This window comes from Paraburkholderia sp. MPAMCS5 (assembly GCF_036016995.1).
Classification (GTDB): Bacteria; Pseudomonadota; Gammaproteobacteria; order Burkholderiales; family Burkholderiaceae; genus Paraburkholderia.
On sequence record NZ_JAYXBK010000003.1, the window covers coordinates 575,738 to 590,443 of the forward strand.

12 protein-coding genes are annotated in these 14,706 nt (G+C 63.5%); 6 read left to right on the top strand and 6 right to left on the bottom strand.

The features are described 5' to 3' along the window. Positions 1-25: 25 nt before the first annotated feature. Together VOM14_RS10090 and VOM14_RS10095 are read right to left on the bottom strand one after the other, a co-directional pair. Positions 26-1,375, bottom strand: a complete 1,350-nt coding sequence (locus VOM14_RS10090; protein ID WP_327628549.1) for an NAD(P)-dependent oxidoreductase — start codon at positions 1,373-1,375, stop codon at positions 26-28. Positions 1,376-1,491: 116 nt separating this feature from the next. Next, positions 1,492-2,763: a Zn-dependent hydrolase gene (locus tag VOM14_RS10095; RefSeq protein WP_327628550.1), complete on the bottom strand. Its 1,272-nt coding sequence runs from the start codon at positions 2,761-2,763 to the stop codon at positions 1,492-1,494. Positions 2,764-3,064: 301 nt separating this feature from the next. Here VOM14_RS10095 and VOM14_RS10100 point away from each other — a divergent pair, with 301 nt between their 5' ends. Then, positions 3,065-3,817, top strand: a complete 753-nt coding sequence (locus VOM14_RS10100) for a TetR/AcrR family transcriptional regulator (protein WP_327628551.1) — start codon at positions 3,065-3,067, stop codon at positions 3,815-3,817. 2 nt (positions 3,818-3,819) lie between these two features. On the opposite strand, the gene boxA is transcribed toward VOM14_RS10100, so the two are convergent. The 4 genes from boxA to VOM14_RS10120 form a co-directional block, all read right to left on the bottom strand. After that, a complete protein-coding gene (boxA, locus tag VOM14_RS10105) occupies positions 3,820-5,061 on the bottom strand; it encodes a benzoyl-CoA 2,3-epoxidase subunit BoxA (protein WP_327628552.1) in 1,242 nt (413 codons plus the stop codon). A gap of 39 nt (positions 5,062-5,100) precedes the next feature. Next, positions 5,101-6,528, bottom strand: coding sequence for a benzoyl-CoA 2,3-epoxidase subunit BoxB (gene boxB / locus VOM14_RS10110; RefSeq protein ID WP_327628553.1), 1,428 nt, complete (start codon positions 6,526-6,528; stop codon positions 5,101-5,103). A gap of 72 nt (positions 6,529-6,600) precedes the next feature. Beyond that, positions 6,601-8,271: a 2,3-epoxybenzoyl-CoA dihydrolase gene (gene boxC, locus VOM14_RS10115; RefSeq protein WP_327628554.1), complete on the bottom strand. Its 1,671-nt coding sequence runs from the start codon at positions 8,269-8,271 to the stop codon at positions 6,601-6,603. 114 nt (positions 8,272-8,385) lie between these two features. Beyond that, positions 8,386-9,381, bottom strand: a complete 996-nt coding sequence (locus VOM14_RS10120; RefSeq protein ID WP_327628555.1) for a helix-turn-helix transcriptional regulator — start codon at positions 9,379-9,381, stop codon at positions 8,386-8,388. 180 nt (positions 9,382-9,561) lie between these two features. On the opposite strand from VOM14_RS10120, the gene VOM14_RS10125 reads away from it, so the two are divergent. The 5 genes from VOM14_RS10125 (at position 9,562) to VOM14_RS10145 (ending at position 14,664) form a co-directional block, all read left to right on the top strand. After that, a complete protein-coding gene (locus VOM14_RS10125; RefSeq protein WP_327628556.1) occupies positions 9,562-10,041 on the top strand; it encodes a DUF4863 family protein in 480 nt (159 codons plus the stop codon). Next, positions 10,038-11,633, top strand: coding sequence for a 3,4-dehydroadipyl-CoA semialdehyde dehydrogenase (locus VOM14_RS10130; protein WP_327628557.1), 1,596 nt, complete (start codon positions 10,038-10,040; stop codon positions 11,631-11,633). The genes VOM14_RS10125 and VOM14_RS10130 overlap by 4 nt, the downstream gene beginning before the upstream one ends. Positions 11,634-11,718: 85 nt before the next feature. Beyond that, entirely contained in the window at positions 11,719-13,323 is a 1,605-nt protein-coding gene (locus VOM14_RS10135; RefSeq protein ID WP_327628558.1) for a benzoate-CoA ligase family protein, read from the top strand. 8 nt (positions 13,324-13,331) lie between these two features. Continuing rightward, positions 13,332-14,186 carry an alpha/beta fold hydrolase gene (locus VOM14_RS10140; RefSeq protein WP_327628559.1) on the top strand — a complete coding sequence of 285 codons (855 nt, stop codon included), beginning with the start codon at positions 13,332-13,334 and terminating at the stop codon, positions 14,184-14,186. 145 nt (positions 14,187-14,331) lie between these two features. Next, positions 14,332-14,664: a hypothetical protein gene (locus tag VOM14_RS10145; protein ID WP_327628560.1), complete on the top strand. Its 333-nt coding sequence runs from the start codon at positions 14,332-14,334 to the stop codon at positions 14,662-14,664. The last annotated feature ends 42 nt before the right edge of the window (positions 14,665-14,706 follow it).

The following is a 14,706-nucleotide window of genomic DNA, read 5'->3' on the forward strand; positions in this document are numbered from 1 at the left end:
TACGGCCAACTGAATGCAGCCAGCGTCAGGCGGCTTTCGCAGCCGTGCGGGCGAACGTCGCGTCGATGGCTAACGCCGCGCGCTTGCCGTCCTGCACCGCTTGCACCGTCAGGTCGATGCCTGCTCTCGCCGCGCAATCGCCACCGGCCCACACGCCGGCGAGCGACGTTTGACCGTCGCCATCCACGGCAATGCGGCTACCGTCGAGCGTCAACACGTCGCGCTCGATGCCCACCGGCACCAGCGTCTGACCGATGGCCTTCAACACCATGTCGGCCTCGATCACGAAGCGCTCCAGGCCGCCCTCGCTCAGCGTGCGTTCAAACTCGACGCCGCTGACCACGCCCTCCTCGCCGATCAAACGCACCGGCATGGCGTGCGTGATCAGCGTGACGCCGCTGGTCTGCGCGAACTCGCGCTCGGCCCCTGTCGCGCTCATCGATTCCACGCCGCGCCGATACACCATCGCCACCGAGGTCGCGCCAAGCTTGCGGCTTTGCACGGCGGCATCCACTGCGGTATTGCCGCCGCCGATCACGACCACGCGCCGGCCCACCGGCACCGTGCCGAAGTCGCGCGCACGGCGAACCTGTTCGATGAAGTCCACCGCGTTCATCACGCCGCTCATCGTCTCGCCTTCCATCGCGAGTGCGCGCACACCCGTCAAGCCGATCGCGAGAAACACCGCATCGTGTTGCTTGCGCAGCGTGTCGAGTTCGAGGTCGCGGCCCAGTGAAACGCCGTGCCTGATCGTTATGCCGCCGACCGAGCACAACCACGCCACTTCACGCTGCGCAAAGTCGTCGACCGTTTTATAGGCGGCAATGCCGTATTCGTTGAGACCACCGGCTTTTTCACGCGCGTCGTAGATCGTCACAGCGTGGCCCGCGAGTGCGAGCTTGTGCGCGCACGCGAGTCCCGCCGGTCCCGCGCCGACCACCGCGACATGCCGCCCGGTTTCCCGCGCACGACTGAAGAGCGCTTCGCCGCGCTCCATCGCCCAATCGGTTGCGTGGCGTTGCAGTGCGCCGATCGCCACCGGCTTCGCATCCTGATGGTTGCGCACGCAAGCGCCTTCGCAAAGAATCTCGGTCGGACAGACTCGCGCGCACATGCCGCCCAGCGGATTGGCCGACAGAATATCCACGGCCGCGCCCTTCAGGTTGCCGTTGCCGATCTTACGGATGAAGCCGGGAATGTCGATCTGCGTCGGGCACGCGTTCACGCACGGCGCGTCGTAGCAGTAGTGGCAACGGCTCGCAGCGGCCGCTGCGGCGCTCGCGTCGAGCAACGGCGCGATGTCCGAGAACTCGCACGAAAGCTGTTCGGGCGACAGGCGCTGCGCGGCAATGTCGCCGGTTTGCTTGATGGCCATACACGTTCCTTCTTCGGTGTGAGGACGCAGCCGTTCCGGCCGGCTGCGGTGAACGAAGCCCGGACGGCATGTTTTATCGACACTGCGGTAAAGCGCTAAAGCCTGTCAACACGAGGCTATGAAACCGGCTCGCTCGCGCGTTCCAGCATCGCGTGCAGCAAGACATTCGCGCCCGCTTCGATCCATTCGAAGGTGGCGTCCTCGATTTCGTTGTGACTGATGCCGTCCACGCACGGCACGAACACCATCGATGTCGGCGCGACCTGCGCGAGATAGCAGGCATCGTGTCCGGCACCGGAGACCATGTTGCGATGCGAATAGCCGAAGCGCTCGGCCGCGGCGCGCACGGACTTCACACAGGCTTCGTTAAACGCAACGGGCGCGTAGTAGAAGATCTGCTCCAGTTCCGTTTCGAGGCCGATGCCGCCCGCGATCTTCGCCACGCCTTCACGCAACGCGGCGTCCATCTTCGCGAGCACGTCATCGCTCGGATGACGGAAATCGACGGTGAAAAACACGCGGCCCGGAATCACGTTGCGCGAATTCGGATAGACCTGCATCATGCCGACCGTCGCGCAAGCGAGCGGCGCGTTGTCGAGCCCGATGCGATTCACGAGATCGACCACGCGCGCGGCGCCGAGCAACGCATCGCGCCGCCGCGGCATCGGCGTCGGACCCGCGTGCGCCTCCTGCCCGGTCAACGTGATTTCGTACCAGCGCTGACCTTGCGCATCCGTGACGACGCCAATGGTTTTCTGCTCGGCTTCGAGAATCGGCCCCTGTTCGATGTGCAGTTCGAACGCCGCGTGCAATGGACGGCCGCCGCAACGAACATCGCCCGCATAGCCGATGCGCTTGAGTTCCTCGCCGATGGTCTTGCCATCCACGTCCTTGCGCGACAGACCGTATTCGAGTGTGAACACGCCCGCGAACACGCCCGAGGCGACCATGGCCGGCGCGAAACGCGAGCCTTCCTCGTTGGTCCAGATCACCACCTCGACGGGATGCTCGGTCTCGATGCCGTGATCGTTCATACTCCGAATCACTTCAAGACCGCCCAGCACACCGTAGATGCCGTCGAAGCGGCCGCCGGTCGGCTGCGAATCCGCATGCGATCCGGTCATCACAGGCAAGGCGCCGGCGTTGCGCCCGGCGCGCCGCATGAATACGTTGCCCATCTGATCGACGCTCACCGTGCAGCCCGCGTCCTTCGCCCAACTCACTATCAGATCGCGTCCCTGCTTGTCGAGATCGGTCAGCGCGAGACGGCAGACACCGCCTTTGGGCGTCGCGCCGATTTTCGCCATCGTCATGAGGCTGTCCCACAACCGCTTGCCGTCGACCTTGATCGACGTGGCGGGCTTCAGCGCTTCGGATACCGCGTTCATTCGTCTCGCTCCTTTCGGTGAACCGACATGAAACTGGTGCACGCGCGGCGGCTTTCGGGGCGTGGCCGCACAGCGGCGGTGCGCGTTCGACGCAGCGGTTCGCCCTCCATCACCAAGGGCAAACCCTGACGCTTCGGGCGCTCTCAATCCTGTCCAGTTGGACAGGTTGTAGACGATCAAAATCGCTAAATCAATGCATTTCGTGCGGCGAAAGACAGAGCGAGAAGCGTGCCATTGCATTGCAGCACGCGTGGACATGTCGATAGAAATACGCGTATCCGCCCGGTGTCAAACGACTAGAATGAAGCGCGACGCGGCGCACATGCCGCCGAAGGCGAACATGAGAGACGACGACGTGGCCGCGAGCATTACCGAAAACGAGGAAACGCGCACGCCTTTGCGGCGGCGCAAGGCGCACATACGCGAGTCGAACGAAGCGCATCTTCTGGCCTGCGCGGAGGCGGTTTTTGCCGAGCGCGGGCTCGACGGCGCGAGCACGGCGATGATCGCGGAACGCGCGGGTTTGCCCAAGGCGAACGTGCATTATTACTTCCCGACCAAGCTCGCACTCTATCGCCGCGTGCTCGAAGACCTGTTCGAAGACTGGCATCGCGCGTCCGATACCTTCGAATGCAGCGACGATCCGGTCGAGGCGATCGGCGGATATGTGCGCGCGAAAATGGACTTGTCACGGCGCCGTCCGCTCGGCTCGAAAGTGTGGGCGAGCGAGATCATCCACGGCGCGGAACATATGGAAGACATTCTCACCGAGCGCGTGAAGCCATGGCTCGATAGTCGCGTGAAGGTGATCGACGACTGGATCGCGCGAGGCCTGCTCGCGCCGGTGAATGCACGCACGCTGATGTACATGATCTGGGCAACGACCCAGCATTACGCCGACTTCGACGCGCAGATTCGCGCGCTCAAAGGCAAGCGCGCGCTGACGCAAAAATCGTTCAACGCGACGACCGAGGAAGTCGTGCAACTGGTGATTCGCGCGTGCGGCGCGGTGTCGCCGGCGCAGCGTGAAGAAGGCTCCGACCCGGCCAGATAGGTTCAGTAAGTCTCCAGATGCAGGCGCCCTTCGCGCTTTAGCTTTGCCCACAGCGCTTCCCAATCCAGCTGATGCTGCTCGCCGATGTCCTTGAGCGCTTGCAGCACGCCGTCTTCCATGCCCTTCAGGCCGCACACGTAGATATGCGTGCTGTCGTCTTTCATCATCTGCGCGACGTCCACCGCGCGATCGCGCATGGCGTCCTGCACATAACGCTTCGGCTGTCCCGGCGTGCGCGAAAACGCCAGATTGGTGTCGATGAAATCCTTCGGCAAATTAGTTAGTGGCCCGAAGTAAGGCAACTCTTCCTTGGTGCGCGCGCCGAAGAACAGCATCAGCTTGCCGGTCGCGCCCTTCAGCCGGCGACGCCGGCGATACTCGGTCATCGCGCGCATCGGCGCGGAGCCGGTGCCGGTGCAGATCATCAGCAGATGCGAATTCGGATGATTCGGCATCAGGAAAGTGCTGCCGAACGGGCCGATCACGGTGACCACGTCGCCCTTCTTCAGATCGCACAGATAGTTCGAACAGATTCCGTCGATCGAATCGCCATGCTGTTGCGCGACGCGCTTCACGGTCAGCGAAACATTGTTGTAGCCGGGCCGTTCGCCGTCACGCGGACTCGCAATAGAATACTGGCGCGCGTGATGCGCGCGGCCATCCACAGTGGCGCCCGGCGGCAGAATGCCGATCGACTGCCCTTCCAGCACCGGAAACGGCATCGACCCGAAATCCAGCACAATATGATGGATGTCGCTTTCAGTGGATGCGTCGGTGAGCCGGTAGTTGCCGACCACGGTCGCGGTGGTCGGCGTCTTGTGCGTGTAGAGATTCACGTATGGCTTCGCGGCGGACCACGGCGGCACGACCGAGCCGCGCACGGTATCCACTTCGATGCCGCTCGCGTGCGCCGCTGTGTCGTCGCCTGTCTTTGCAGCGGACGCCTCGTCGGGCGCGGGCACGGCCATGGTGTTCTGCTCGGGCAACACGTCCCACGTGAACTGCTCTTCGACCGGATAGGCGTCGGCTTTCAGCACGGTGCGCCAGTTGTCGATCGCGCCTGTGGGACACGGCGGCACGCACGCCATGCAGCCGTTGCAGACATCGGCCTTCACGACGTAATTGTTTTCATTGTGCGTGATCGCGTCGATCGGACAGGTCTCTTCGCATGTGTTGCAGCGAATGCAGATTTCCGGATCGATCAGATGCTGCCTGAGAACCTCGATCGACACTGGGCCGTTCATGACTTCCTCCACCTTGTAGTGCTGTGCAACGCGTGCGTGCTAGTTGAAGCGCACGTATTCGAAATCGACCGGCTGCCGGTTCACGCCCATCGCGGGCGGCGCGATCCAGTTGGCAAACTTGCCGGGCTCCGTCACGCGGCCCATCAGCGAAGCGACGTACGCGCGATCTTCCGGCGTCGCGAGCCACTTCGCCTCGTTCGCGGCCCACTCGGTTTCGCTGACCACGCGGCCGTCGGGCGACACGCGCGTGCCGGCAAAGGTGCCGATCTGACGATTGAACGCTTTATGCGGCACCGTCATGCGGAAATCGATGCCGGCCTTTTCAAGCACTTTGTTCCAGCGTCCCACGCCCGCCACCGAGTCCTTGATGTAGTCGTCGCGCAGCACTTCGTTCATGGCGTTGAGCATCGGCACTTCGCGCTCCACGAGCTTGCCGTCCTGCACGTCGAGCAACTTGTAGCTCTGCCCGTTCAACTGATGATCGTCGTCGCGCTTGCTCTCTTCGTAACGGCCTTTCAGGCCCGAGCTATAGAACGTCGCCGCGTTCGACGAATGATCCGCGCCGAACAGATCGATCGTCACCGAGTAATGGAAGTTCAGATAGCGCTGGATGGTCGGCAAGTCGATCACGCCCGCCGCGCGAATCTTCGCGACGTCATCTGTGCCGAGTTCGTTCATGACCTGCGCGGTGCGCTGGATCACGCGGGACACGCCCGATTCGCCGACGAACATATGATGCGCTTCTTCGGTCAGCATGAACTTGGTGGTGCGCGCAAGCGGATCGAAGCCCGATTCGGCGAGTGCCGAAAGCTGGAACTTGCCGTCGCGGTCGGTGAAGTACGTGAACATGTAGAACGCGAGCCAGTCCGGCGTCTTCTCGTTGAACGCGCCGAGAATGCGCGGATTGTCCTCGTCGCCCGAACGACGCCCGAGCAATGCTTCGGCTTCCTCACGACCGTCGCGTCCGAAGTAGCGATGCAACAGATACACCATCGCCCACAAGTGACGCCCTTCTTCCACGTTCACCTGGAACAGGTTGCGCAGGTCGTACATGGAAGGCGCGGTCAAGCCCAGATGACGCTGCTGTTCGACCGAGGCCGGCTCCGTATCGCCTTGCGTCACGATGATGCGCCGCAGGTTCGCGCGATGCTCGCCGGGCACGTCCTGCCACGCGGCTTCGCCCTTGTGCTCGCCGAAGTGAATCTTGCGGTCCTGCTCACCCGGCGTCAGAAAGATACCCCAGCGATAGTCCGGCATCTTCACGTGATCGAAGTGCGCCCAGCCGCCCGCGTCCACGCTCACCGCCGTGCGCAGATAGACGTCGTAGCCATGCGAGCCCTCCGGTCCCATATCGCCCCACCACGACAGAAAGTTCGGCTGCCATTGTTCGAGCGCGCGTTGCAGCGCGCGGTCGTCGGCGAGGTTGACGTTGTTCGGAATCTTTTCGCTGTAGTTGATCGTTGACATGGTCGGTTCCTTGCAATGCTGAAAGTGAGAGGCGCGTATCGGGAAAGCAGGCCGTCAGGCGGGACTCGCGCGTCAAACACGTGAGACGTCGAATTGCGCCTTGCTGCCCTTGCCGTACACCTTGAGCGCGCCCTTCTCGCCCACTGCATTCGGCCGGTTGAAGATCCAGTTCTGCCACGCGGTCAGACGGCCGAAAATGCGCGTCTCCATTGTTTCGGGCCCGTTAAAACGCAGATTCGCTTCGAGTCCGGTCAGCGCGTCGGGCGACATCGCCGCGCGTTCTTCGAGTGCGATGCGGATTTCATCGGTCCAGTCGATGTCGTCCGGCGACGCCGTGACAAGACCGAGCCGTTCCGCTTCGACCGGCTTCACCGCTTGACCGATCAACGCGCGCACGGCGTCGAGCGGTTCGGTCTCTTCATAGAAGCGGCGCGCGAGCCGCGACTGATGCGTGACCATCGGATAAAGACCGAAGTTGACTTCCGACAGCGTGATGGCTGGCTCCTCTTCCTCATTGCCCGGCAGCGCGGCCATATACGTGCGATCCGCGGCGAAAGCGAGTTCGGCGAAGGTACCGGCGAAGCACGAGCCCGGCTCGATCAACGCGAACAGCGAACGCGATGACACGTCGATGCGCGCGAGCGTGCGGCGCAGCAAGCCAATCGTTTCGCGCACGAACCAATGGTCCTTGTGCTGCATCAGCGTGGCGTCCGCGGCGAGCAGATTGCGCGCGTCGCCTTCGGTGCGAAACACCCACGTGCCGATCTGCAGTTCGTTGGTGCGCATCGACAGAATCGCGTCGTCGAGTTCACGCGCGAATTGCAGCGGCCACCAGTTCGCGCCCGCGGCGACGATCGCGGCGACATCAGCGGGTTGTTGCGTGTGCGGTGCTTTCGCGGTGAACGTCGCGATGCGTTTCGCGCGATCGATCGTGACGTCGAGCGTTTGATAAGCGAGGCCGTCTTCGCGGTCCGTGCGCTCGATACGCGTGAGCATCACGCCTTGCGCGTCCGCCGGACGATCGCTTGCTTCAGCGAGTTCGAGCGCGCGCGCCTGAATGGCATGCTCGAACTGATTCGGCTTCACGACTTCATCCACGAGACGCCACGCTTTCGCGCGCTCGCCGCGCACGCCTTCCACCACCGTGCAGAAGATGTCCGCGCGATCGTGGCGCACCTTGCGCTTGTCCGTGACGCGCGTGAGTCCGCCGGTGCCGGGCAGCACGCCGAGCAGCGGCACTTCCGGCAACGAGACGGACGATGAGCGGTCGTCGACCAGATAGATTTCGTCGCAGGCGAGCGCGAGTTCGTAACCGCCGCCCGCGCATGCGCCGTTCACCGCGGCAAGAAACTTCAGGCCCGAATGACGCGACGAGTCTTCGAGGCCGTTGCGCGTTTCGTTGGTGAACTTGCAGAAGTTGACCTTCCACGCATGCGACGAAAGACCGAGCATGAAAATGTTCGCGCCCGAGCAGAACACGCGATCCTTCAGGCTCGTCACCACCACGGTCCGCACTTCGGGATGCTCGAAACGGATACGCTGGATGGCATCGTGCAGTTCGATATCGACGCCCAGGTCATACGAATTCAGCTTGAGCTTGTAGCCTCCGCGAATGCCGCCGTCTTCCGCAATGTCGATGCCGAGCGTCGCGACCGCGCCGTTGAAAGTGAGCTTCCAGTGCTTGTACTGCGAGGGATCGGTGCGGTAATCGACCGGCGCGATAGCGATATCTGCTGTGGACATGGGCGTCTCCTGACTGTTCAATGCAACTTGTTGATCGAACAATAGTGCACTGAGACACCCATGTAAAGCACTTTAATGCATGTTTGCGTGTTAACCCTGGCGCTTTACTGCATCTCAGTCCGGCCGCGCTTCGTCGGGTGACTCGGCCGCCAGCCTTGCCGCGAGGCGGTCGCGCAGTTGCAAGTAGGCGTCCGCGAGGGTTTTCTCGCTCGTGTCGAAGGTCATGTCGGCGCGGCCATATAGCTCGCTGCGCCCCGCGAGGATGCGCTTCAGGTCGTCCATCGACTCCTTGTTGCCGGACATGGGCCGCAGATCGCCCTGCGCGACAACGCGGCGCATGTGCTCCTCCGGCGCGGCCTGCAGCCAGACCGTGAAGCAGTGCGACAGCAGCGCGTTGAACGTGCCGGATTCCGACACGAGGCCGCCCGGCGACGCAATCACCGCGCGCTCGTGCTCCTTGATCACCGCCTCGAGCGCGCGGTGCTCGTACCGCCGATAAGCGCTCGCGCCATACAGCGAATGAATCTCCGACGGCGGGCAACCGGCCAGTTGCTCAATCACGCGCGTCAGCTCGACGAACGGCACCTTGCGCTCCTGCGCGAGCATCCGGCCGAGCGTCGATTTGCCCGCGCCACGCAGCCCGATCAGCGCGATCCGGTCCTTGCGATGCGGATCGCGCGGCGCCTGCGCGAACATCTCGGCGAGCGCCACGCGGGCGCGCTGCAACGCCGCCTGGTCGCGGCCTTGCAGCAGTTCGCGAATCAGCAGCCATTCCGCCGACGCCGTGGTTTCATCGCCGATCACTTCCGCCAACGGGCAGCTCAAGGTGGCCGCGATCTGCCGCAGCACCAGCACCGACGCATTGCCCACACCCGACTCCAGATTCGCGAGATGCCGCTCGGACAAGCCCGTCTCGGCGGCCAGTGTCTTGCGCGTCATGCCGCGGCGCGCACGCAGAAGGCGCACGCGCTCGCCCATCGCGGTGAGAAACGGATCGCGCTCCTCGCGTTCGGCGGTCCTGTCTGCCGCGCGCTCGCCGCCGCGTTCGGCCGGCTCGACCGGCGGCGTTTCTTCATCGGTAGACGCGTGCGGAGTGTCATTCTGGTTCATGTTTTGTACCTCAAAACTTCGTTACATGTACTATAGTGCTTGACAGAGATTCGGTGAACGGTTAATTTTCGCCGAACCTTGATCCATATACCAAGACTGCCGCGATTTTTTGGCGGCATCACGGAGACCGCGTCGCGCGTCACCTGCATTAAGGTGCGTGCGCACAGTCCGGAGGCTCGCATGTCCCCATCCGATTTCCAACGCCTGATTGCCGGCGTCACCGTGCAACTCGCAGACCGGCCATTGAACGCCGGGCTCGCTGTCTGGCTGAACGATACCTTTCCCGCCAGCGGCGAAACCTTTCGCGAACTCGCCGACGCCTGCCGCGCCGGAGTCGCCGAAGGCTGGCTCTGCAATCGCGAAGGCGGAGGCATCCGCTATGGCCGGATCTTCAAGGCGCTGCCCGACACGCACGGCTTTTCCGTCGACGTGGTCGACATGAAGGACATGGCCGGCCCGCATCATGTCCATCCGCATGGCGAGATCGATCTGATCATGCCGCTGACCGAAGGCGCGACGTTCGACGGCCACCCCGCCGGCTGGTGCGTCTATGAACCGGGCTCCGCGCATCGTCCGACCGTGGCGAACGGCGAGGCGCTGGTGCTGTATCTCCTGCCGCAAGGCGCGATCGAATTCACCGCTGCACGAGACCCGCGATGACCGAACTCCTGAAAAACCATGTGGCGGGCGAATGGATCGCAGGCGCCGGCGAAGGCGTCACGCTGACCGATACCATCACAGGCGAAGCGCTCGTGCGCGTGTCGAGCGAAGGCCTCGATCTCGCGCACGTTTTCCGCTTTGCTCGCGACGAAGCCGGCGCCGCGCTGCGCGCGCTGACCTACGCGCAACGCGCCGCGTGTCTCGCCGACGTCGTCAAGGTGCTGCAAGCGAAGCGCGACGACTACTACGCCATCGCTCTCGCGAACTCTGGCACCACGCGCAACGATTCGGCGGTCGATATCGACGGTGGCATATTCACGCTGTCGTATTACGCGAAACTCGGTGCGTCGCTCGGCGACGTGCAGGCGCTGCGCGACGGCAAGACGAGCGCGTTGAGCAAGGATCAATCGTTCAGCGTGCAGCACGTGCTGACGCCCACGCGCGGCGCCGCGCTCTTTATCAACGCGTTCAACTTCCCTTCGTGGGGCTTGTGGGAAAAAGCGGCGCCCGCGTTGCTGTCGGGCGTGCCCGTCATCGTCAAGCCGGCTACCGCGACGGCGTGGCTCACGCAACGCATGGTGGCCGACGTGATCGACGCGGGCATCCTGCCGCGCGGCGCGCTCTCCGTGATATGCGGCAGCTCGGCGGGCCTGCTCGATCAGATCCAGGCTTTCGATGTCGTGTCCTTCACTGGCTCCGCGGAAACTGCGGCGACGCTGCGCGCGCACCCGGCATTCGTCGCGCGCGGTGCGCGGCTGAACGTCGAGGCGGACAGTTTGAACAGCGCGATTCTCTGCGCGGACGCGTTGCCCGGCACGCCCGCGTTCGACTTGTTCATCAAGGAAGTCGTGCGCGAAATCACCGTTAAATCCGGGCAAAAGTGCACGGCGATCCGGCGCGCGTTCGTGCCCGAAGTGGCACTCGAAGCCGTGATCGAGGCGCTGAAAGCGAAGCTCGCGAACATCAGCGTCGGCAATCCGCGCAACGACGCGGTCCGCATGGGCTCGCTCGTGAGCCGCGCGCAATACGAGAACGTGCTGGCGGGCATCGCCGCCCTGCGCGAGGAAGCGGTGCTCGCATACGACGGCTCGGCCACGCCGCTTGTCGATGCGGACGCAACGATTGCCGCTTGCCTCGCGCCGCACTTGTTTGTCGTGAACGACCCGGACAACGCAACGCTGTTGCACGAGGTCGAAGTGTTCGGCCCTGTGGCGAGCGTGGCGCCCTATCGTGTCGGCACTCACGCCGATGAGCTGCCCGAAGCGCACGCGGTTGCCCTCGCGCGACGCGGCCAGGGATCGCTCGTCGCGTCGATCTATTCCAACGACGACGCCCACCTCGGCAAGCTCGCACTGGAACTCGCCGATTCGCACGGCCGTGTGCATGCGATCTCGCCTGCCGTGCAGCAGAGTCAAACCGGTCACGGCAATGTGATGCCGATGTCGCTGCACGGCGGCCCGGGTCGCGCAGGCGGCGGCGAAGAACTCGGCGGTCTGCGGGCGCTGGGCTTTTATCACCGGCGCTCGGCGATCCAGGCATCGGCAGCAGCAATCGACGCGCTCACGCAAGCCACGCATTTGCCCATCTCGTAGCGATCCGGCGGAGCAGCGCACGCAAGCATTCAGCGGATCATGAGCACATAAAAGCCGGACCGCCCCCACAAGATGGAGGAGACACATGGAAGCCCTGTTCGAACCGGCTGCAAGTCAGCCCGCCGCGAAGGTCGAGCCGCCGCCCGCACGCTTCAATTTCGCGGCTCGCCTTTTTGAACTGAACGCGACACGCGCTGCCAAAACCGCCTATATCGACGACAGCGGGCACACGAGCTACGGCGAACTCGAAGAGCGCGCGCGACGCTTCGCCAGCGCGTTGCGCAGTTTGGGCGTGCATCCGGAAGAACGCGTATTGCTCGTCATGCTCGACACCGTCGAGTTGCCGATCGCGTTCCTCGGCGCGCTGTACGCGGGCGTGGTGCCGGTGGTCGCGAACACGCTGCTCACGCCCGCGGACTATGTGTACATGCTCACGCACAGTCATGCGCGCGCCGTGGTTGCATCGGGCGCGTTGGTGCCCAACGTTCGGCAAGCCATGGAAACCGCCGAGCACGACGGTTGCCAGCTCATCGTATCGACTCGCGCGTCACAAGTGCCCGTGGATGAGCCGCGAACGTCGCCCGTGTTCGAGGCACTCGTCGATGCCGCCACGCCGCTTTCCAAACCCGCTGCAACGGGTTGCGACGACATCGCGTTCTGGCTGTATTCCTCGGGCTCGACCGGCAAGCCGAAAGGCACCGTGCACACGCATGCGAACCTGTACTGGACCGCGGAGTTGTACGCGAAGCCGGTGCTCGGCATTGTCGAAAGCGATGTAGTGTTTTCCGCGGCCAAGCTGTTCTTTGCATACGGTCTCGGCAATGCGCTGACCTTTCCGCTCTCGGTCGGCGCGAGCGCTGTGCTGATGGCCGAGCGTCCCACGTCCGACGCCGTGTTCGCGCGCCTCACGCGTCACCGTCCCACTGTGTTCTACGGCGTGCCGACGTTGTACGCGAGCATGCTGGTGTCGCCGAATCTGCCCGCGCGCGAAACCGTGGCGATGCGCGTGTGCGCATCGGCGGGAGAAGCATTGCCGCGTGAAATCGGCGAGCGCTTTACGCGGCACTTCGGCTGCGAAATTCTAGACGGGATCGGCTCAACGGAAATGCTGCACATCTTCCTGTCGAATCGCGCGGGCGCAGTCGAATATGGCACGACGGGGCGTCCCGTGCCCGGCTACGAAGTCGAATTGCGCGACGAGAGCGGTCACGCCGTCGGCGACGGCGAAGTGGGCGACCTCTATATCAAAGGCCCGAGCGCCGCGCTGATGTACTGGAGCAACCGCGAAAAAACGCGCGCCACGTTTCTCGGCGAATGGATTCGCAGCGGCGACAAGTACTCGCGCCTGCCGAACGGCTGCTATGTGTATGCGGGCCGTAGCGACGACATGCTGAAAGTCAGCGGTCAATATGTGTCGCCCGTCGAAGTGGAAATGGCGCTGGTGCAACACGACGCGGTACTCGAAGCCGCGGTGGTCGGCGTCGATCACGGCGGCCTCGTGAAGACGCGGGCATTCGTCGTGTTGAAGCATGAATTCGCGCCCTCTGAGATACTGGCGGACGAATTGAAGGCGTTCGTGAAGGACCGGCTTGCGCCACACAAATATCCGCGAGACATCGTTTTCGTCGACGACCTGCCGAAGACCGCCACCGGCAAAATCCAACGCTTCAAGCTGCGCGAGCAGTCATAAGGTGAGACATGCAGAACCCCGCCATTGAAATCCCGCCCAGCGAGTTTGCCGATGTGCCTGCTACGGCGTCGCACGGACCGTTGCGCATCGAATATCGTTGGGTGAACGAGGCGGCGGACGAGGCGGCAAGCGGTGTGAAAAGCAATGCGCCCATCGCCGTGTTTCTGCATGAAGGACTCAGCTCGATCGCGATGTGGCGCGACTGGCCGCAGTCGTTGTGCGAGCGGCTCGGCATGCGTGGGCTCGTCTACTCGCGTCCCGGCTACGGACGCTCGACACCGCGCCCGCATCACGAGAAATGGCCGGTGGACTTCATGACGAAGCAGGCGCGCGACGTTCTGCCCGCGTTGCTCGACGCGCTTTGCATCGACACACGCGCGCGCGAGCGCATGTGGGTGATCGGCCATAGCGACGGCGGCTCGATTGCACTACTGTACGCGGCGCTGCATCCCGAGGCGTTGGCGGGCGCGGTGGCCATCGCGCCGCATGTATTTGTCGAAGACATCTCGGTGCAAAGCATTGCGCAAACGAAGCAGCTTTATGAAAGCACCGACCTGCGCAGCAAGCTCAGCCGCTATCACGCGGACGTGGATTCCGCCTTCTATGGCTGGAACGATATCTGGCTCGATCCCGCGTTCCGCGACTGGTCGATTGCGGCGCAGCTCGCGTCGATAAAAAAGCCGCTGCTCGCCGTGCAAGGCCATGACGACAACTACGGCACGATGGCGCAAATCGATACGATTGCACTGCACGTGCCGCACACGCAACTCGTCAAACTGGACGCTTGCGGACACTCGCCGCATCGCGATGCGCCTGAAAATCTGAACGAAGCGATTGCGGCATTCGTCGCGCGGCACTCCTAGCCGGAGCGCATTTCCCCAATTCTCGTCAAATCCTCAAATTTCCAATACTTCACAAAACTTACACAGGTCAGCGACTATTCTTGCGTATCGCTGACCTGGGCATGTCGATGCCCGCGCGTATTTTCCTCGTGCCGGAGACATCGTCATGTCTTGTATGTCGAAGCCTTTTCTTGCCTTGCGTCGCAAACGTTTGGCACTGATGCTGGTGGCGCTGCCGCTGTGCGCATTGATCAGCGCATGCGGCAACGACGACGCCGACGCGCCGCACGCGGGCAATGTCAGCCCAGCCGCTGGGTCAGCTCAAAACAGCAACGCCGCCGCGGTGTTATCCGCGAACCCGTCTTCCGTAACCGCTGTCCCCTCGCCTGCCGCCGTCACGATTCAAAGCCCAGCACTACCCGCATCAAGCGCCGACCCGGCTGTCCCCGCGGCCGCGTTGGCACCGCTCGCCACACCCGTCATGCATACTGTTGATTGAGTTCCGCGCGTCACGCGACGCGCGGCTCAGGCCGGCGCATCG